Genomic DNA, 18511 nt, shown 5'->3' with positions numbered 1-18511 from the left:
AGCCTAGCGGGGGCGCGTCAGGCAAGCCCCGGGAGGTATGTCACCCCCGTGAGGCGCGCGGGCACGGGCCATGCCCGCCACCAGCTCGACGCCGTACCAGTGCGACGCGTCGACGCGCACGGACAGGCACGCGTCGCCGGCCGCGACCTCGGCGGCAGCGTCCCAGCCGAGGTCGAGAGTGCGCGCGCACAGCACGCGGTCCTGCTCCGCCTCCGCGGCGTCGCGGCAGCGGTCGAGCCGCAGCCCGTCGCCGACGCGGGCGAACGATGCGGGGGCCGCCGACGGCGCGACCCACCGCGGGTCGAGCGCCGGGCCGGCGAACGCGTCCGTCCACGAGCGGTCGCGCGCGGGCACGTCGAGGCGGTCCTCGACCACGACCGGCCACTCGTCGACCCACTCGACGCCCGCGACGAAGGTCTCGCGTCCCAGCACGTGGAAGCGCGGGTGCGAGCCCGCCTGCCGGATCCCGAGGTGGACCATCGCCCAGGTGCCGTCGGGCCGCTCGACCATGTCCGCGTGCCCGACGGCCTGCACGGGGTGGTGGGTGCTGCGATGGCTGAGGATCGGGTTGCCCGGGTGCACCTCGAAGGGCCCGCGCGGGCTGCGCGAGCGGGCGACGGAGACGCCATGCCCCAGGTGCGTCCCGCCCTCGGCGACCACGAGGTACCACCAACCGCCGCGCTGGAGAAGGTGCGGCCCCTCGGTGTCCGCGAGGCCGGTCCCCTGCCAGACGACCGCCTCCTCGCCGAGCCGCGCGCCGGTCTCCGGATCGATCGGGACCTGGTGGATCCCGGGCGGGCCGAAGCCGCGCCACGTGAGCAGGCACGTGCCGTCGTCGTCCCACGCGAGGTCGGGGTCGATGCCGAGCGTGCCCGGGACGAAGACCGGCGTCGACCAGGGCCCGGAGGGGTCCTCGGCGTGGGCGACGAGCTGCCCCTCGCCGATGCGGCGGATCGAGGTGGTCGCGAGCCAGAACCGGCCGTCGTGGTGGCGCAGGGTGGGCGCGAAGATGCCCGAGCTCGCGCCCGCGGCGCCCGGCGGCGCCGCGACGATGTCCGCGTCCGCGATCGCGTGCCCGACCAGCTCCCAGCTCACGAGGTCGGTGGACCGGTGGATCGGCACGCCCGGCACGTACTCGAACGAGGAGCTCGCGAGGTAGTACGCGTCGCCGGCGCGGCAGATCGACGGGTCCGGGTGGAAGCCCGGCAGGATCGGCGTCGTCGCCACGTCAGTCCTCCGTCTCGTCGGCGATCGTGAGGACGATGCGGGCGTACGCGGTGAGCGGCGGCTCGCCCCGGTCGGTCGCCTCGAGGATCACGTGCACAGTCTGCCCGGGCACCGCGTCGGCCGGGACGTGCACGGTCACCTCCGCATCGTCGCCGCGCGTGAGGGTCGCCGCCGACGGGCAGGTGCCCGCCTCGCGGTACTGCCACGCGAAGACGTCCACGGGATCGCCGTCCGGGTCCTCGACCCGCCAGCGGACCACGACGCGCTCGCCGGCGGTCGCGGCGACGTCGAGCCCCGTCGCCACCTCGATGCGGGGGGCGTGGTTCGCGCCCGCGTACTCGTCCGTGACGCTCCACCGCAGGCGCGCCGCGAAGTCGTTCTGGAACGCTGGCACCCATCGCGCGGCGTCCCCCCAGTCGACCGGCGGCTTCGAGAAGTCCATGCTGAACCCGTCCGAGCTCCACCGGTGCGGGTCCTCGGCGTCGGGCACCTGCCGGCCTCCCCAGCCGCCCCAGGTCGGGTGCTGCCAGCTCCTCAGCCCGTTGGCGACGTGCAGCGCGAAGTTGGAGGAGTCGCCTTCCGAGATGAACGCCCCGGGCTCCTCGACCGGGAAGAACACCTGGTAGCCGCGGTCCTCGAGCTCCTCGCGGGACAGCCCGCGCAGGCCGAAGAAGTCCTCCTTGTCGAAGCCGTCCGCCATCTGCAGACCGTCGCCCCACACGCGGTACGCCGCGCCGATCGGGCCGACCCGGGACACGTGCTCCCGGGTCCACGCGGCCGAGTAGAAGCGGTGCGTCGCGGGCGGCGTCACCTGACGTGCCCCGTAGCCCCACACGACGGTCGCGACCTGGCGCAGCTCGAGCTCGGGCCAGCGGGGTCGGATGCACTCCGCGAACGTCGAGTCCTGCTCGCCCCAGCTGGTGAGGACGGTGCGCGCCATGATGCGGGCGCGGAGCGCGTCCCAGCCGGGAGAGCCCGCGTGGCGCTCCTCGACCGACATGAGCGCGCGGGCGATCGTGTTGAGCCCGCCCCACGCCTGGAGCACCAGCGTGCCGGGCTCGTCGTCGGCGAGCAGGTCCGCGATGAGGTCAGATCCGGGCGTCGCGTCGCGGGTGTCGCCCTCGGTCGCGACGTTGCCCTCGCGCACGAGCGCCCGCAGGTCACCCGGAGCCGGATAGCGCGCGTCGTGCACCCGGAGCGTGTCGTGGACGCGCTCGTAGGCGTCGATCGCCTGGTCGATGTGGCCCCGCGCGCCGGCGGGCGGCCACCGGAACGGCTCGACGCCCCGCGCCGGGTCGCCGGCCCAGTGGAACATGCTCGAGCTGTACACGAGCCCGGCCAGCTCGATCTCGTTGCTGTAGAGCACCAGCCGCAGCATCGAGTTGAGGTCGTCGAGCTCCGGGTCCGTGGTCACGACCACGCGCACCCGGTCGCCGCCCGGCGTCCCCGCGGAGGTCACCAGCGCGCGTCCTCGTAGCCCGCGAACGCGTCGACCGGGCTCTCGCCGCGGAACGCGATCTCGCCGGTGAGCGCCGCCGCGACCGCCTCGACCGTCTCCGCGTTGTTCGCGTACGCGTTGACGTACGTGCGGACGAACGGCACGTCCTGGAGGTGGAACGGGCTGCCGAGCGACACGACCAGCGTGGGGATCTCCGTGATGTGCCGCGGCAGGTTGCCCGCCGTGAACGGCGCCCACGCGATCCGGGCGCTCGTGACGTTCGACCGCGGCTGGATGTCGACGAGGTAGATCACGGCGTCGTAGTGGTCGAGCAGGTCGGCGCCGTTGACGCCGCCGTCGACGCCCACACGCTTGAACATCGTCGATCCGGGCGGGCCCTCCTCGAACAGCGTCGCCTCGAACCCGCGCGAGCGCAGCGCCTCGCAGAACGCCTCGGCGGGCCCGGTGCCCGACAGGAAGCCGCGCAGCGAGTACACGAGCACGCGGGGCGTGCGCTCAGCCGACAGCGGCAGCAGGCCCTCCTCCTTGTCCTTGACCAGCGTGATCGCGGCCTCCGCCTGGGCGCGGGCCCACGCGCGGTGGGCCGCGGTGTCGAGGCCGTCGAGCCCGGGCACGAGCTCCTCGGGGGACGATGCACGGTGCAGCCCGAGCGCGGCCTTGAGGGCGAGCACGCGGGTCACCGCCTCGTCGAGGCGGGCGGCGCTGATGACGCCCGACTCGACACCGGCGCGCATGTGCGCGAGGTCCTCGGCGTAGTCCGGAGTGAAGAGGAACATGTCGCAGCCGGCGGCCACGGTCGCGGGGACGAGGTCGCGGCGCGGCATGCGCATGAGCAGGCCGCCCATGAGCGAGGCGTCGGTGATGACCACGCCGTTGAAGCCCATGCGCTCGCGCAGCAGCTCGGTCGTGAGCTCGGGCGCGAGGGACGCGGGCATGATGTCCTCGTCCGCGATGCCGGGGCGGAGCGCGCGCGAGTACGCCGGCAGCGCGATGTGGGCCGCCATGATCGACAGCGCCCCGGCCGCGATCGACGCACGGTAGGCCTCGCCGAACGTGGCCTCCCACTCCTCCACGCTCAGCGTGTTGACCGAGGTGAGGAGGTGCTGGTCGCGGTCGTCGACGCCGTCGCCGGGCCAGTGCTTGACGGATGCGGCCATGCCGTGGTCCTGCAGCCCGCGCACGAACTCGACGCCCATCCGGCGCACGCGCTCAGGGTCCGATCCGAAGCCGCGGTTGAGGACGATGGGGTTGCGGACGTTGGACTGGATGTCGATGATCGGCGCGAAGTCCCAGGTCACGCCGAGCGCGCGACCCTCGACCGCGGCGACCTGGCCCATGCGGTACGCGCACGAGTCGTCGCCGGTCGCGGCCGCCTGGAGCGGGGTGCCCACCTGGGTCGCCGCGAAGCTGGCGCCGTCGGCGCCGTTCTCGAGGTTGCCGGCGATGAGCGCCGGGAGGGACGAGGCGGTCTGGATATGACGGTTGAGGCTCACGGCCTCGTCGACGGGCGCGGGGCGGCGCATCCAGCCGCCGGGCTCGGCGACCGCGATGTCCGCGTCGACCTGCTCGGGGGCGTTGGCCATGAGGAAGAACAGCTGGCCGACCTTCTGCTCGACCGTGAGGCCGGCGAGGGTGTCGCGCACCCAGGCCTGCGCCGCATCGTCCAGGTGGAACGGCGCGGCGTCGAGCCGCACGGTCGTGCCGGTGATCATGGTCTCCTCCTCGAGACGTGGCGCGGGCCTGCCCGCGAAGGTGATGCCGCGCGCCGCGAGGGCGTCGACGGCGTGGAGCCCGGGGATGACGGCGTCGGCCTCGGTGAGGACGGCCGGGTCGCCGATGCCGACAGCGGTCATGCCGGCCGCCTTGGCCGCCTGCACGCCGGCGATGGCGTCCTCGAAGACGAGGCACGCGGCGGGGTCGACGCCGAGCGCCTCGGCGCCGGCGAGGAAGACCCGCGGGTGGGGCTTGGCCTCGGTCACCACGGAGCCGTCGACGATCGCGTCGAACAGGCCCGCGATGCCGAGCCGGTCGAGGATCAGCGGAGCGTTGCGCGAGGCCGATCCCAGCGCGGTGCGGACGCCGCGGGCGCGCAGGTCCTCGAGGACCTCCCGCGCGCCGGGCAGCAGGTCGGTCGGCGTGATCGACGCGATCGCGTCGACGTAGCGGGTGTTCTTCTCGTCCGCGAGGCGAGCGGCCGTGGCCTCGTCGACCTCGACGCCGCCGATCTCGAGCACGATGCGCAGGGCGTCCATGCGGCCGACGCCCTTGAGCCGCTCCTCGTCCTCGTCCGCGAGCGTGAAGCCCAGCTCCGCGGCCGTCCGCCGCCACGCGGCGAAGTGGTGGACGGCGGTGTCGACGATGACGCCGTCGAGGTCGAACAGCGCCGCCGAGGCGGCGACCGGCGGGGCCACGGTCATCGGCCCGCCCCGGTCACCGCCGGGGCGCGGCGGCGGATCTCCGCCGCGTAGACGCCCGCCGACTCCTTGGGGGTGCGGACGAACGTGTCGCGGTCCACCGCGTGCAGCCCGAACCTGGGCCCATACGCGAAGATCCACTCGTAGTTGTCGAGCAGCGTCCAGTGGCAGTACCCGAGCACCGGCACGCCGTCCGCGATCGCGCGGTCGAGGCTTGCGAGGGCGGCCGGCAGGAAGGCGCAGCGCTCCGCATCGTCCTGCGTGTTGATGCCGTGCTCGCTCACGAGGATGGGCGCGCCGGACGCCTCGTGGACGTAGCGGACCGCTCCCCCGAGCGAGTCCGGCTCCGGCGGGGTGTGCCCGCCCTCCGCATCCGCCCGGCCGTCGGGACCGTGGACGATGCGCTCGTAGTTCTGCACGCCGATGAAGTCGTCCTGCGCGCACAGACGGATCCAGCGCCCGTAGCACTCCTCGCGCACGCGGTCGCGCTCGGCCTCGCCGCCGGGCGCGGCGACATCGTCGGCGACGGCGAGCGACAGCCCCACCGGCAGGTCGGGGCGCACGGCCTTGATGGCGGCCCGCGCCGCGACGTGGGCCCGCTCGAAGCCCTCCTCGAAGACGCCCAGCTCCTCGAGCACCTGGACGTTGCCCGCCCGGTAGCGCTCGACGCCCGCGGCCGCCGAGGCGGCGTCGAGGTTCGCGCGGTGCGCCTCCCACACCTGCGGCGGCAGGAAGCCACCCGCGAGCTGGCGCTGCAGGTTGGGCTCGTTGAGCGTCACCGCGAGCGCGATGCGGTCGCCGATGCGCTCCATCACGACGGTGCAGAAGCGCGCGAAGTCGGCCGCCGCCTCGTCCGCGAGCCAGGACCCGCGGCACGCGAACCAGTGCGGCGCGGTGAAGTGGCTGAACGTCACGATCGGCGCGAGCCCCCGCGCGAGGCAGCCGTCGATGACGTCCTCGTAGTGCGCGAGGGCGGCGTCGTCGATGCTCCCCTGCTCGGGCTCGACGCGGCACCACTCCACCGAGAAGCGGAAGGCGTTGAGGCCCATCGCGACGGCGAGGTCGAGGTCCCTCTCCCACAGCTCCCAGCTGTTGCAGGCGCTCCCCGCGGGCTCGGCGAACACGCTCGGCTGTGTGAGCTCGAGGAACGAGGTGTCCGACGTCGTGTCGCCTCCATCGGTCTGGTGGCCGGCGGTGGCGACGCCCCAGAGGAACGATGCGGGGGTCGAGGCGGTCATGATTCTCCTTCGGGCCGCGACAGGGCGGCGGGTGGGTCGTTCGGGTACGTCGTGCTCAGGCCGCGCCGGCCTGGAGGCTCTGGTCGGCGTGGAGCTGCTTGAGGCGCAGCCGGTCGGCCCGCCGCTGCTCCTGCGCGATCGGGTCCGGGACCGGCGACGCGAGCAGCAGCCGCTGCGTGTACGGGTGCTCAGGCTGCGACGTGACCGTGTCGCCGTCGCCCCACTCGACCAGCTCGCCGTGGAGGAGCACGGCGACCCGGTGCGACATCTCGCGGACGACCGCGAGGTCGTGCGAGATGAAGAGGTAGGCCACGCCCGTCCGCTCCTGGATCTCGAGGAACAGCTCGAGCACTCGGGCCTGCGTGGACAGGTCGAGCGCGGAGACCGGCTCGTCGCAGATGATGAGCGTCGGATCGAGCGCGAGGGCCCGGGCGATCGCGACGCGCTGACGCTGGCCGCCCGAGAACTCGCGCGGCATGCGGTCCGCGGCGTCGGACGGCAGCCTGACCATGTCGAGGAGCTCGCGGACGCGCGCCTGGGCCTCGCGCTTCGGGGTCTTGCGGACGATCATCGGCTCGGTGAGCGAGTCGCCGATCGTGAGCGAGGGGTTGAGCGACGAGTAGGGGTCCTGGTAGACCACCTGGATGTCGCGCGTGAGCTCGCGGCGGCGCTGCTTCGTGGGGTGCGAGATGCCCTCGCCCTTGAACGTCACCGTGCCGGCGGACACGGGCGCGAGCCCGAGGATGGCGCGGCCGATGGTGGTCTTGCCGGAGCCGGACTCCCCCACGAGACCCACGGTCTCGCCGGGCTTGATGTCGAAGCTCACGCCCTTGACGGCGCGGAAGGGCTGCGCGCGGAACCCGCGGCCGGGGTACTCGACCTCGAGCCCGTCGACGGTGAGCAGGGAGTCGGTCATGGTGTTGTCCTTCACTTCAGGGTCCCCGTTCCAAGCATCCCGGCGCTCGTGACGCCCGCGAGGGGCACGCGTGGCGCCCCCTTGGGGATCGCCTCGAACAGCGCGCGGGTGTAGGGGTGGCGGGGGTCGTCGAACACGTCGCCGGTGGCGCCGGTCTCGACCATGACCCCCTGCTGCATCACGGAGACGCGGTCGCAGATGTCGGCCACGACGCCGAAGTTGTGGGTGACGATGAGGATCGCCATCCCGAGCTCGTCCTGGAGGTCGCGGAGCAGGTCGAGCACCTCGGCCTGCACGGTGACGTCGAGCGCGGTGGTCGGCTCGTCGGCGATGAGCAGGTCGGGGTGGGACGCGACCGCGCCCGCGATGAGCACGCGCTGGGCCATGCCGCCCGAGAGCTGGTGCGGGTACGAGCCGAAGGCGCGCTGCGGGTCGGGGATGCCCACCCGGTCGAGCAGCGCCAGCGCGCGCTCCTTCGCCTCCGTGCGGGACAGGCCCGCCGCCTTGACGAGCGGCTCGGTGAGCTGGTGGCCCACAGTGAACGACGGGTCGAGGTTCGACATGGGCTCCTGGGGCACGTACGCGATGCGGGTGCCGCGGAGGCGGTTCATCTGCGCGTCGGTGAGCCCGGTGAGCTCCTGGCCGTCGAAGACGATCGAGCCGGCCATCACCTTGCCGCCCTTGGGCAGCAGCCCGAGCACGGAGAACGCGGTCTGGGTCTTGCCCGAGCCCGACTCGCCGATGAGGCCGTGGGTCTCGCCGCGGCGGACGGTGAGCCGGCCGCCCTTGACCACCGTGGAGTAGCCGTCCCCCGCCTGGTAGGCCACGGCGAGGTCGCGGACCTCGAGGAGCGGCTGCGCGCCGTCCTCGCCGCCGTGGTCGACCACCGCGGGGACCTCCTCGTCGAGCGACCAGGCCGGTGCCTTGCGCGAGCGTCGACGCTCCGACGTGCCCTCGAGCTCGTCGCGCAGCGCCGTGCCCAGCAGGGTGAGCGCCACGGTGGTGATGCCGAGCGCGAGCGCGGGCCACATCACGAGGGTCGAGGAGCGGGTGATGTTGTAGAAGCCCTCGTTGAGCATCTGGCCCCACGTCGGGATCGTGGGGTCGCCCAGGCCGAGGAAGTCGAAGCCCGCCTGCATGCCGATGCCGGCGGCGATCACGCCCGACATCAGCAGGATCACGGGAGCACGGACCGCGAGCAGCACGTGGCGGCCGATGATGCGGCCGTCGCCCAGGCCCGAGGTGCGGGCCGCGTCCACGTAGAGCTCGTTCCGGACGCCGCGCACCGAGGTGTAGACGACGCGGTAGTACACGGGCGAGATGAAGAGTCCGAAGATCGCCATCGTCCACCACATCGAGGGGCCGATGACGGCGCGTGCGGCGATCAGCACGATGATCGACGGCAGCGACATGGTGAGCGCGGTGAACCAGGCGCCGACCGCGTCGACGAATCCCCCGTAGTAGCCGGCGACAAGGCCCGCCGTGACGCCCACCAGGGAGGCGACGGCCATGACGAGCAGGCCGCCCGCGAGCGAGAACGCGGTCGCGATGAGCAGGCGCGACCAGATGTCGCGCCCCGCCGAGTCGCCGCCGAGGAGGTACTCCCCGCCCGGCTCCGCGAAGATCATGCTGAGGCTGGTCTCGGTCGGGTCATGCGGCGCGATCCACGGCGCGATCACGCCGACGACCACGATGACGGCGAGGACGATCATCGAGACGCCACCGAGCGGGTGGCCGAGCAGGCGACGCAGGAGGCCGCGGCGGGGGATGCCGGTGGCGGGCGTCGCGGTGGTGGTCGGGGTGCTCATGAGACACGCACCTTCGGGTTGACCCAGGCCTGGATGACATCGACCAGGGTGTTGACGACGACGACGATGACGCCGGTCACGACCACGATGCCCATGACGACGGGGATGTCGCCCTGGGACGTGCTCGCCAGCGCCAGCGGGCCGAGGCCGGGGATGGAGAACAGCTGCTCGACGATGACGGCGCCGCCGAGCAGGATGACGAACTGGAGTCCCAGCACGGTGAGGGCGGGCCCGGCCGCGTTGCGCAGGACGTGCTGGTACACGACGCTGCCGCGCGGGAGCCCGCGGCTGCGCAGCGTGCGGACGTAGTCGCGCTCGAACGCGTCGATCATCGCCCCGCGGACCTGCTGGGCGACGCCGCCGATCGAGCCGAGGGTCAGCGCGATCACGGGCAGCGCGATCGACAGCAGCCACTCGGAGGGCGACTCGGAGAAGCGCGTGTAGCCCGTCGCGGGGAACCAGTCGAGCTCGATCGCGAACACGAGGACGAGGGCCATCGCGAGCAGGAAGCCGGGGATCGCCTGGCCGATGACGGCGAGGACCTGGACCGTCCGGTCGAGCCAGCCGCGGCGGGTGGCCGCGAGCGCGCCGAGCGTGATGCCGAGGAGCGCGGTGAGGAGCACCGACCCGACGGCCAGCGTCACGGTGACGGACATCCGGGTGGTGACGGCCTCGGTGACCTCCTGGCCGCTGAACCACGAGCGGCCGAGGTCGCCGGTGAGGGCCGATCCTGCCCAGTCGAAGAACTGGACGATCGCGGGCCGGTCGAGTCCGAGCCGCTCCTCCACGACCGCGACCGCGTCGGGTCCGGCCTGCTGGCCGGCGATCCGCTGCGCGGTGTCGCTGTTGCCGAGCTGGAGGAAGAAGAACGTGAGCACCGCGAGGGTGACGATGAGGCCGACGCCTGTGGCGAGGCGCTTGCCGACGAAGCTGAGCATGATGTCTCCGAGGGGGGTGGAGACCGGTGGGGGCGGGCGCGCCCGCCCCCACCGGCGTTCCGGTTATGCGGGGGTGATGTCCCAGAGGTTGGCCACGGCCTGGCCGGACTTGTTCGTCACGGCGAAGCCGTCCGCGGTGACGATCACGCCGAGCACGCGGTAGAAGGGTGCGAACCACGCCTCCTCGACCATGTACGCGTTGAGCTCCTGCGCCGCAGCGGCACCGTCCTCACCGCCGAGGCGGATGCGGGCGGCGAGGCCCTCGACGGTCTCGTCGGCCTGGTGGAAGACGTTCCACGCGGCACCGGGCGCGATCGCCTGGTTGTAGGTCTGCCACGCGAGGGGCTCCTGGTTGAGGCCGAAGTTGAACGCCGACCAGGTGCCGCCGAGCAGGTCGCCGAAGAAGCTCTCGCCGGCCTGCTCGTACTCGATGAAGATGTTCGACTCGGCCAGGACGCCGGCGATGAGCTCGTACTCCGAGGCGGGCACGAAGCCCGTCTGCGGCATCACGATGGTGACGCCGTCGGCGTAGCCGGCCTCGGCGAGCAGCGACTTCGCCTTCTCCGGGTCGTACGGGTAGGCCTCGTCGAGCGCGGAGTCGAACGCGTCGCCCTCGGTGTTGAAGATCTGCGTGGTGACCTCGCCGTAGCCGGCCTCGAGGCCCTGCAGCAGGCCCTCGCGGTCGAGCGCGTAGTTGATCGCCTGGCGGACGCGCACGTCGCCGAGCGCCTCGTTGTTCATGCCCCAGCGGTCCGCGAGGATGATGCCCTTCCAGTTCACCGGCTCGGTGTTGATGGTGTAGCCGGCGGACTCGGCGTCGGGGATCTGGGTCACCGAGTTGAGGTTGGCGACGTCGACCTGGTTGTCGCGCAGCGCGTTGAGCAGGGCCGAGGCGTCCGCGTAGTAGTTGATGGTGAGCGACTCGTAGTGCTGGTCCTCGGGGGCCCAGTAGTCCTCGTTGGGCGTGAACACGTAGGTCGCGCCGATGGTCGACGCGGCGGAGTCGAGCATGTACGGGCCCGTGCCGACCGGGGTGGTCTGCGCGTCCTCGGCGTCGAAGGTCGACGGCGATGCGATGAGGCCGGCCTGCATGGAGAGGTTGATCTCGAGCGCCGGGTCCGGGGCGGACAGCGCGATGACCACGGTGTCCTCGTCGGCCGCGGTCACGTCGGCGACCGCGTCGAGGAGGCCGCGGTCGGGCGAGGCGCCCTCGCGGAAGCGGTTGAGGTTGTCCACCACGACCTGCGCGTCGAGCGCGGTGCCGTCGGTGAACGTCACGCCGTCGCGGATGTCGAGGGTGAGCTCGGTGAGGTCGTCGTTGTACTCCCACGCCTCGGCGAGTCCCGGCTCGATCTCGTTGGTCGCGGACGTGCGCAGCAGGCTGTCGTAGACCGCCATGTAGTAGGTCGCCTCGTTGCCCCACGCCGCGTCTGCGGCGATCCAGGTCGAGATATCGACGACCGAGCCGTAGCGGAGATCCCCGCCCTCGACGACGGTGCCGGTCGAGTCGCCGGTCGCGCCGGTGCTCGGCTCTTCGTCGGAGCCCGTGGACGAGCAGGCGGTGAGGGTGATGGCTGCGGCACCTGCCAGTGCGGCGAGCCGTGTAGTGCGAAGCATCGTTGCTTTCCTCCTTGAGGTGACGTCATCGGCGACGTGAGGGTGACACTAGCACGCAATTTCTTAAGGGTTCAAGATTTTCGTTTCACGACCTGATAACCTCGCCCCATGGCAACGCAACGGGGCGCCTACAAGAAGTCGGCGAAGCGTCGGGAGGAGATCCTCGACGCCGCCTTCGACGTGTTCTCGCGCCAGGGGTACACGGCCGCATCGGTCAACGAGATCGCGCGCACGGTCGGGATGACGCAGCCCGGGCTGCTCCACCACTTCGGGTCCAAGCTCGCGCTCCTCGAGGCCGTGCTCGAGCGTCGCGACCAGCTCGCGCTCGACATCCTGTCGGGGCGCCACGACGTCGAGTTCCTGCGCGGACTCCTCGAGATCGCGCGCCGGAACAAGGCAGTACCAGGCCTTCTGCGTCTCTACTCGATCCTCGCGGCGGAGTCCTCGGCCCCGGATCATCCCGCGCACGAGTACATCTCGCGGCGCTTCGGCTTCGTCGTCGCCGGCACCGCTCGCGCGTTCGAGGAGATCAGGGACCGCGGACTGCTGCGCGACGGCATCGACCCGCGGACCGCGGCGCTCGAGACCACCGCGATGGCGGAGGGCCTCCAGCTGCTGTGGCTCCAGGACGTCGACGTCGACATGGAGAGCATCGTCCGCGGGCACTTCGACGGCTACCTCACGGCCCCCCTCGCCCAGCTCGACGCGACGCCCGTCGCCGGGTCCTGATCCACCCCGCATCTTTCACCCATAAGAAATTGACGGCGCCCGCGCGCCGCCCGAGGAGCACCATGCAGCCCACCGCCTCCCTCCGCCTCACGCGCCACCCCGACGGCGTCGCGACCGCCGCGGCGCCCACCCTCGGCTGGCGCGTCGACACCGACACGCCCGGCTGGGCCCAGTCGTGGGCGGAGCTCGCCGACGGCACGGGCGCGGTCCACCGCATCGACGGCTCGGACGCCGTCGCCGTCGCGTGGCCGTTCGCGCCCCTCGCCCCCGGCGAGCGGCGCGCGCTCACGGTGCGTGTCGCATCGTCCGGCGGCGAGGAGACCTCGTGGAGCGCGCCGCTCGCCGTGCGCGCGGGATTCCTGGGCGACGGCGCGTGGACGGCAGCGTTCGTCGGCCTCGCGGGCCCGGACCGCGTCGCCCAGCCGGCGCTGCTGCGCCACGCCTTCGACCTGCCCGAGGCGCCGGTCGAGGCGGTGCTGTACGCGAGCGCCATCGGCGCCCACGCGACCAGCATCAACGGGGTGCGCACCGACGACCGGGTGCTCGCGCCGGGCTGGAGCGCGTACGACAAGCGGATCCAGCTCGACAGCACCGACGTGACCGCGCTGCTGCGCGCCGGCACGAACGCGATCGGCGTCATGCTCGCGGGCGCGTGGCGCACCGAGGGCTACGGCTTCTTCGGCCGCCCGCAGCGCGTCTACGGCGAGCAGCCGTCCTACGCCGCCCAGCTGTGGATGCGCTTCGCCGACGGCACCGAGCGCACCGTCGTCACCGGCCCCGCGTGGCTCGCGCGCGGCGACGGCCCGATCACGGACTCGAGCATCTACGCCGGAGAGACGGTGGACCTGCGCCGCGCCGTCGACGGCTGGGACGAGCCCGGCGCGGCGACGGACGGCTGGACCCCGGTCGCCGTCGAGGAGGTCGCGCTCACCCCCGAGCCGCGCCTCGCTCCCCCGGTCCGGGTGACCGAGGAGCTCGCCGTCGTCGAGGTGATCACCACCCCGTCGGGCGCGACGGTCCTCGACTTCGGCCAGAACCTCGTGGGTCGCGTGCGCGCGGTCGTCGACGGCCCCGCGGGCGCCGTGGTCACGCTGCGGCACGCCGAGGTCCTCGAGCACGGCGAGATGGGCATGCGCCCGCTGCGCGCCGCGGTCCAGACCGACGCCTTCACGCTCGCGGGCACCGGCACGGAGGTGCTCGAGCCCGAGTTCACCTTCCACGGCTTCCGCTACGTCGAGGTCTCCGGGTGGCCCGGCCAGCTCGACCCCGCGGCGTTCACCGCGCGCGTGCTCCACAGCGACATGGCCCGCACCGCCCGCTTCGACAGCTCGCACCCGCTGGTCAACCGCCTGCACGAGAACGTCGTGTGGGGCATGCGCGGCAACTTCCTGTCGATCCCCACCGACTGCCCGCAGCGCGACGAGCGCCTCGGCTGGACCGGCGACATCCAGGTCTTCTCCCCCACCGCCGCGACGCTGCACGACTGCGACGCGTTCCTCGCGGACTGGCTCGTCGACCTCGCGCGCGAGCAGGAGGCGCATGGCGGCGTCGTGCCGATGGTCGTGCCCGACGCTCTCCGGGGCCACGCGCGCCCCGCCGCCGCGTGGGGCGACGCGGCCACCGTGGTGCCGTGGGAGCTCTACCGCCGCTACGGCGACCGCGAGGTCCTCGCCGACCAGCTGCCGAGCATGCGCGCGTGGGCCGACGTGCTCCTCGAGCAGGCCGGCGAGAGCCGCCTGTGGGAGGGCTCGATGCAGTTCGGCGACTGGCTCGACCCCGACGCCCCGGCGGACCAGCCCGGCGCCGCCAAGGTGTCGCGCGACATCGTCGCGACCGCGTACGTCGCCCGCTCCGCACGCATCGTCTCGCAGGCCGCCGCCGCGCTCGGGGACGATGCGACGGCCGCCGCGTATGCGCGGCACGCCGACGAGGTCGCCGCGGCCTTCCGCGCCGCCTACGTCACCCCCGCCGGGCGCATGATGTCCGACGCGCCCACCGCGTACGCGCTCGCGATCGGCTTCGACCTCGTCACGGACCCGGAGCTGCGGGACGCGCTCGGCGCGCGCCTCGCCGAGCGCGTCCGCGCCACGCGCTACCGGATCAGCACGGGCTTCGTCGGCACGCCGCTCATCCTGGGCGCGCTGTCCGCGACGGGCCACGCCGACGCCGCCGCGCGCCTGCTGCTCCAAACCGACTGCCCGTCGTGGCTCTACCCCGTGACGCTCGGCGCCACCACGATCTGGGAGCGCTGGGACTCGATGCTCCCGGACGGCTCGATCAACCCCGGCGAGATGACGAGCTTCAACCACTACGCGCTCGGCGCCGTCGCGGACTGGCTCCACCGGACCCTCGCGGGCCTGGCGCTCGCGACGCCCGGCGGCACGCGCCTCACCATCGCGCCGACGCCCGTCGCCGGCTTCGACCACGCGTCCTCGATCCAGGAGACGCCGCTCGGCACCGCATCGTCCTCGTGGCGCCGCGACGGCGACGAGGTCGTCGTCGAGGCCGTGGTGCCGCCGAACGCGACCGCGACCGTCGTCCTGCCGTGGGGCGGCGAGCCGGTCGAGGTCGGCTCCGGCACGCACGCCTTCCGCGGCACGGTCCCGGCGCCCACGCCCCCCGCGGGCCCGTACTCGCTCGCCACGCCGCTGTCGGCGATCGCGGACGACCCGGACGCCTTCGCGACGCTCATGGAGACGCTGCGCGGTTTCAGCGAGGGCTACGCGGCCGGCTTCGCCGCGCGCACCTCGTGGACCGAGGGCAGCGCGCTCCAGGACGTGCTCTTCGGCGTCCCGCCGCACACCCTGGAGCAGCTCGACCAGGCGCTCGCCGCCGTCTGACGCCCGTCGCACCGAGGCCGGGGCCCCGCGCACCACGCGGGGGCCCTGGCCTCCGTCGGGTCGCCACGGATAGGCTGACCCTCACGATCGGGGCGACGAGGCCCCGCTCGCCCCGGAGGTGGTCGGTGGACGTCTCGGTGCCCACGCTGCGGTACTTCCGCGCGCTCGCGCAGGAGCTGCACTTCGGCCGCGCGGCCGAGCGCCTGTCCATCTCCTCGCCCTCGCTGAGCCAGCAGATCGCCGGGCTCGAGCGCACCGTGGGCGGACTCCTGTTCGAGCGGACCTCGCGCTCCGTGACGCTCACGCCGCTGGGCGCGGCGATGCTGCCCCACGCCACGCGGGTGCTCGACGCGCACGACGACCTCACCGCGTGGATCGCGGAGCAGCGGACGCCGACCGAGACGACGCTGCGCCTCGGGGTGGTCGCGGCGGGCGCGGGCCCGCTCACCGCGGCGATCATGACGGCGGTCGCGGAGATCCCCCATCTGCGGCTCGAGATGCGGCGCGTCGGCTTCTTCGACGTCGAGCGCGAACTCGTCGCGCGACGCGTGGACGCGGTGCTCGCACCCGCGCCGCTGCCCCACGACCAGGAGGTTCTCGCCACCGCGCCGCTGTGGACCGAGCCGCGCGTGCTCATCATGCGGGCCGACCACCCGCTGGCGGGACGCGACTCGATCTCGATCGACGAGGTGCGCGACGAGACCTTCGTCGCGGTCTCCGGCGACCATGCCGACGCGATCGCGTGGTGGACGGTGGATCCCCGCCCCGACGGCTCGCACCCGCGGCTCGGGCCGCGCGCCGACGACATCGAGGGGCTGCTCGAGCTCGTGTCCGCGGGCATGGGGGTCAACATCGCCGCCGCGTCCGCGGCCGCGCACTACCCGCGCGCCGACCTCGCGTTCGTGCCGATCCACGACATCGAGCCCGCGACCATCCTGCTGTGCACGCGCCGGCGTCGCGAGCCGACCGTGGCGGCCTTCACCGAGATCGCGCAGGCCGAGGCCGGTCGCGCGCGCCGCGAGGACCGATAGGCGCCGCCTTCCGATCTGTAGGGATCTCGAACTTCCGCTCCGGGACCTTCGTCCCGGATGCTGGTGCCCAGCGGCCCGACGACGAGGTCGGCCGCGGACCAACAAGGAGGTTGGCTCGATGTCCCCGAACGAGACCCCGGCCCTGGCGCCGCTGCACGCAGGGATCCTGCCCGGAGAGCCCAAGCCGTTCTACCTGGACGACGGCGAGGGCGAGAAGTCCGTCGTCTTCGACACCCTCTTCACCATCCTGCTCACCGGCGACGAGACCGACGGCCAGTACGACGTCTTCAGCTGCGAGGGCAACGCGGGTGACATCATCCCCGCCCACATCCACCCGTTCACCCACGAGATCTTCTTCATCATGGAGGGCGCCGTCCACCTGTGGATGGACGACGAGCAGGGCTTCAAGGACGACAAGGTCCTCACCACCGGCGGCTTCGGGTACGTCCCCAAGGGCACGATCCACGCGTTCCGCATGGAGGCGACCTCGAAGATCATGGGCGTCAGCTCCGCGGGCTTCGCGCGCTTCTTCCACGGCATCGGCCGCCCCACGGACAAGCCGGGCATCCCCACGCCCGAGGAGTTCTACATCCCCTCCTTCGACCAGATGAAGGCGGCCGGCGAGATCTACGGCACGGTCTTCCGCCCCGACTACAACTTCCTCGACGACTGATCACGGACGCCCGTGACGACGGAGATCGCGTCACCGGCCGTGCTCCGCGACCTCGTGTTCGCCGAGCCGGTCGGCTTCCGGCCGCTCACCCTGGACCTCCATCCGGCGCCGAGCCCCGGCGCGCCGCTGGTCGTCTTCATCCACGGGGGCGGCTGGAGGGTCGGCAGCCGCCGCACCCTGACCCCGACCATGCCGGGCGACGCGCCGTTCGCGCGGATCGCGGCGGCCGGGCTCGCGGTGGCCTCCATCGACTACCGGCTCAGCGGCGAGGCATGCTTCCCCGCCCAGGTGGACGATGCGGCGGCCGCCCTGGACTGGCTGCGCACACACGGTGCCGACCACGGCGTCGACACCTCCCGCATCGTCCTGTGGGGCGAGTCCGCGGGCGCGACCCTCGCGGCGCTCGTCGCCCTGGGTCCGGTCGAGGGGCGCGCCGGGGTGCGCGGGGTCGTGGACTGGTACGGCCCGTCCGACCTGGAGGCGCTCGCCTCGTCGCAGGGCGGGCTCGACGATCCGGGCCTGCGCGAGGCGGGCTGGCTCGGCCATGCGGTCGGCGCCGACCTCGAGCGCGCGCACGCCGCCAGCCCGACCTTCCACGCGACGCCCGCGGCCCCGCCGTTCCACATCGCGCACGGGACGTCCGACAGCGCCGTGCCGGCGACGCAGAGCGTGGCGCTCGCGCAGGCGCTGCTCGCGGCGGGCGCGGACGCGGAGCTCACGCTCGTGCCCGGCGCGGGGCACCTGTGGCAGGGCGACGTCGATCGGGACGCGATCCTCGACGCCGCGATCGCGTTCGCGCGCCGCGTGACCGCGTGAGCGGGTCAGAGGGCGCGCAGGCGCAGCGAGATGTCGTCCGCCGTGGCGCGCAGCGCCTCGAGCAGCGGACCCCTCAGGTCCTCGACGTCGTGACGGTTGGCGGCGACCGCGATGTTGACGGCGGCGGCGGGGCTGCCGTCGCGCCCGAGCACCGGCACGGACACGGACCGCAGCCCGGCCGCGACCTCCTGGTCCTGCAGCGCGTAGCCGTCGGCACGGATCTGAGCGAGCGCGGGCTCGAGCTCCGCCGCGGAGCGCGCGGCGTTGGGTCCGACCGCGCGCGAGAAGTCGTAGCCGGCGAGGACGTCGCGGCGCTCCTGCTCCGGCAGGTAGGCCAGCAGCAGCTTGCCCATCGAGGTCACCGGCGCCGGCAGGGTCGATCCGACCTGCACGTTGGCCGTCACGAGGTCCGAGTTGCGCAGCCGCACGAGGTAGAGCACCTCGTCGCCGACGAGCACGCCCATGTTGACCGTCTCACCCGTGGACTCCGCGAGGCGGCGCAGGGGCTGCTCGCTCACCTGCACGAGGCTCGAGCCGCGCAGCGCGGCCGAGCCGAGCGTGAGGACGGCGACGCCCGGACGGATGACGCCGTCCTCGGAGCGCTCCACGAAGCCGCCCTCCTCGAGCGTCGCGACCACGCGGAAGGCCGTGGGCATGGGGATCCCCGTGCGGTCGCTGATGTCCCGCAGCTTGAGCTCGGTCACGGTCTCGTCGAAGAGGCGGAGCACGTCCAGGCCCTTCGCGAGCGCCTCGATGCGGTAGCGGCTGCCCGCCTTGGCGTCGGCATCGGCTTTCATAGTGTGAA

General features: G+C 73.1%; 14 protein-coding genes. 5 read left to right on the top strand and 9 right to left on the bottom strand.

Features of this window, described 5'->3' with window-relative positions:
• Positions 1 to 3: 3 nt before the first annotated feature.
• From AOM07_RS07360 to AOM07_RS07325, 8 genes are all read right to left on the bottom strand, one after another.
• A complete protein-coding gene (locus AOM07_RS07360) occupies positions 4 to 1227 on the bottom strand; it encodes a glycoside hydrolase family 43 protein (RefSeq protein ID WP_062312338.1) in 1224 nt (407 codons plus the stop codon).
• Position 1228: 1 nt separating this feature from the next.
• Positions 1229 to 2686 carry a nucleoside hydrolase-like domain-containing protein gene (locus AOM07_RS07355; protein WP_228374402.1) on the bottom strand — a complete coding sequence of 486 codons (1458 nt, stop codon included), beginning with the start codon at positions 2684 to 2686 and terminating at the stop codon, positions 1229 to 1231.
• Positions 2683 to 5103 carry a beta-phosphoglucomutase gene (pgmB, locus tag AOM07_RS07350; RefSeq protein WP_084830172.1) on the bottom strand — a complete coding sequence of 807 codons (2421 nt, stop codon included), beginning with the start codon at positions 5101 to 5103 and terminating at the stop codon, positions 2683 to 2685. The genes AOM07_RS07355 and pgmB overlap by 4 nt, the downstream gene beginning before the upstream one ends.
• Positions 5100 to 6338: a glycoside hydrolase family 1 protein gene (locus AOM07_RS07345; protein ID WP_062312333.1), complete on the bottom strand. Its 1239-nt coding sequence runs from the start codon at positions 6336 to 6338 to the stop codon at positions 5100 to 5102. Before AOM07_RS07345 ends, pgmB begins: the two co-directional genes overlap by 4 nt.
• A gap of 55 nt (positions 6339 to 6393) precedes the next feature.
• Positions 6394 to 7254, bottom strand: a complete 861-nt coding sequence (locus tag AOM07_RS07340) for an ATP-binding cassette domain-containing protein (RefSeq protein ID WP_062312610.1) — start codon at positions 7252 to 7254, stop codon at positions 6394 to 6396.
• A gap of 11 nt (positions 7255 to 7265) precedes the next feature.
• A complete protein-coding gene (locus AOM07_RS07335; protein WP_062312331.1) occupies positions 7266 to 9062 on the bottom strand; it encodes a dipeptide/oligopeptide/nickel ABC transporter permease/ATP-binding protein in 1797 nt (598 codons plus the stop codon).
• Positions 9059 to 10000: an ABC transporter permease gene (locus tag AOM07_RS07330; protein ID WP_062312330.1), complete on the bottom strand. Its 942-nt coding sequence runs from the start codon at positions 9998 to 10000 to the stop codon at positions 9059 to 9061. Before AOM07_RS07330 ends, AOM07_RS07335 begins: the two co-directional genes overlap by 4 nt.
• A gap of 63 nt (positions 10001 to 10063) precedes the next feature.
• A complete protein-coding gene (locus tag AOM07_RS07325) occupies positions 10064 to 11617 on the bottom strand; it encodes an ABC transporter substrate-binding protein (RefSeq protein WP_062312328.1) in 1554 nt (517 codons plus the stop codon).
• 108 nt (positions 11618 to 11725) lie between these two features.
• Here AOM07_RS07325 and AOM07_RS07320 point away from each other — a divergent pair, with 108 nt between their 5' ends.
• The 5 genes from AOM07_RS07320 (at position 11726) to AOM07_RS07300 (ending at position 17706) form a co-directional block, all read left to right on the top strand.
• Positions 11726 to 12346, top strand: a complete 621-nt coding sequence (locus AOM07_RS07320) for a TetR/AcrR family transcriptional regulator (protein WP_062312326.1) — start codon at positions 11726 to 11728, stop codon at positions 12344 to 12346.
• Between the two features lie 62 nt (positions 12347 to 12408).
• A complete protein-coding gene (locus tag AOM07_RS07315; RefSeq protein WP_062312325.1) occupies positions 12409 to 15186 on the top strand; it encodes an alpha-L-rhamnosidase in 2778 nt (925 codons plus the stop codon).
• Between the two features lie 125 nt (positions 15187 to 15311).
• Complete coding sequence (locus AOM07_RS07310) at positions 15312 to 16217, top strand: LysR family transcriptional regulator (protein ID WP_062312323.1); 906 nt, start codon at positions 15312 to 15314, stop codon at positions 16215 to 16217.
• Between the two features lie 118 nt (positions 16218 to 16335).
• Positions 16336 to 16890, top strand: coding sequence for a quercetin 2,3-dioxygenase (locus tag AOM07_RS14945; RefSeq protein WP_062297798.1), 555 nt, complete (start codon positions 16336 to 16338; stop codon positions 16888 to 16890).
• A gap of 12 nt (positions 16891 to 16902) precedes the next feature.
• Positions 16903 to 17706, top strand: coding sequence for an alpha/beta hydrolase (locus AOM07_RS07300; protein ID WP_062312321.1), 804 nt, complete (start codon positions 16903 to 16905; stop codon positions 17704 to 17706).
• A gap of 5 nt (positions 17707 to 17711) precedes the next feature.
• Here AOM07_RS07300 and AOM07_RS07295 read toward each other — a convergent pair whose 3' ends face one another.
• A complete protein-coding gene (locus tag AOM07_RS07295; RefSeq protein WP_062312318.1) occupies positions 17712 to 18503 on the bottom strand; it encodes an IclR family transcriptional regulator in 792 nt (263 codons plus the stop codon).
• Positions 18504 to 18511 lie beyond the last annotated feature (8 nt).

The organism is Demequina rhizosphaerae (genome assembly GCF_000971255.1).
GTDB lineage: Bacteria > Actinomycetota > Actinomycetes > Actinomycetales > Demequinaceae > Demequina > Demequina rhizosphaerae.
This window is presented reverse-complemented; position numbering and strand designations above follow the sequence as displayed.

Bases quoted from the DNA above. Each gene is read 5' to 3' on its own strand.
- pgmB (WP_084830172.1), bottom strand. From the start codon at position 5,103: ATGACCGTGGCCCCGCCGGTCGCCGCCTCGGCGGCGCTGTTCGACCTC.
- AOM07_RS07345 (WP_062312333.1), bottom strand. From the start codon at position 6,338: ATGACCGCCTCGACCCCCGCATCGTTCCTCTGGGGCGTCGCCACCGCC.
- AOM07_RS07340 (WP_062312610.1), bottom strand. From the start codon at position 7,254: ATGACCGACTCCCTGCTCACCGTCGACGGGCTCGAGGTCGAGTACCCC.
- AOM07_RS07335 (WP_062312331.1), bottom strand. From the start codon at position 9,062: ATGAGCACCCCGACCACCACCGCGACGCCCGCCACCGGCATCCCCCGC.
- AOM07_RS07330 (WP_062312330.1), bottom strand. From the start codon at position 10,000: ATGCTCAGCTTCGTCGGCAAGCGCCTCGCCACAGGCGTCGGCCTCATC.
- AOM07_RS07325 (WP_062312328.1), bottom strand. From the start codon at position 11,617: ATGCTTCGCACTACACGGCTCGCCGCACTGGCAGGTGCCGCAGCCATC.
- AOM07_RS07320 (WP_062312326.1), top strand. From the start codon at position 11,726: ATGGCAACGCAACGGGGCGCCTACAAGAAGTCGGCGAAGCGTCGGGAG.
- AOM07_RS07315 (WP_062312325.1), top strand. From the start codon at position 12,409: ATGCAGCCCACCGCCTCCCTCCGCCTCACGCGCCACCCCGACGGCGTC.
- AOM07_RS14945 (WP_062297798.1), top strand. From the start codon at position 16,336: ATGTCCCCGAACGAGACCCCGGCCCTGGCGCCGCTGCACGCAGGGATC.
- AOM07_RS07295 (WP_062312318.1), bottom strand. From the start codon at position 18,503: ATGAAAGCCGATGCCGACGCCAAGGCGGGCAGCCGCTACCGCATCGAG.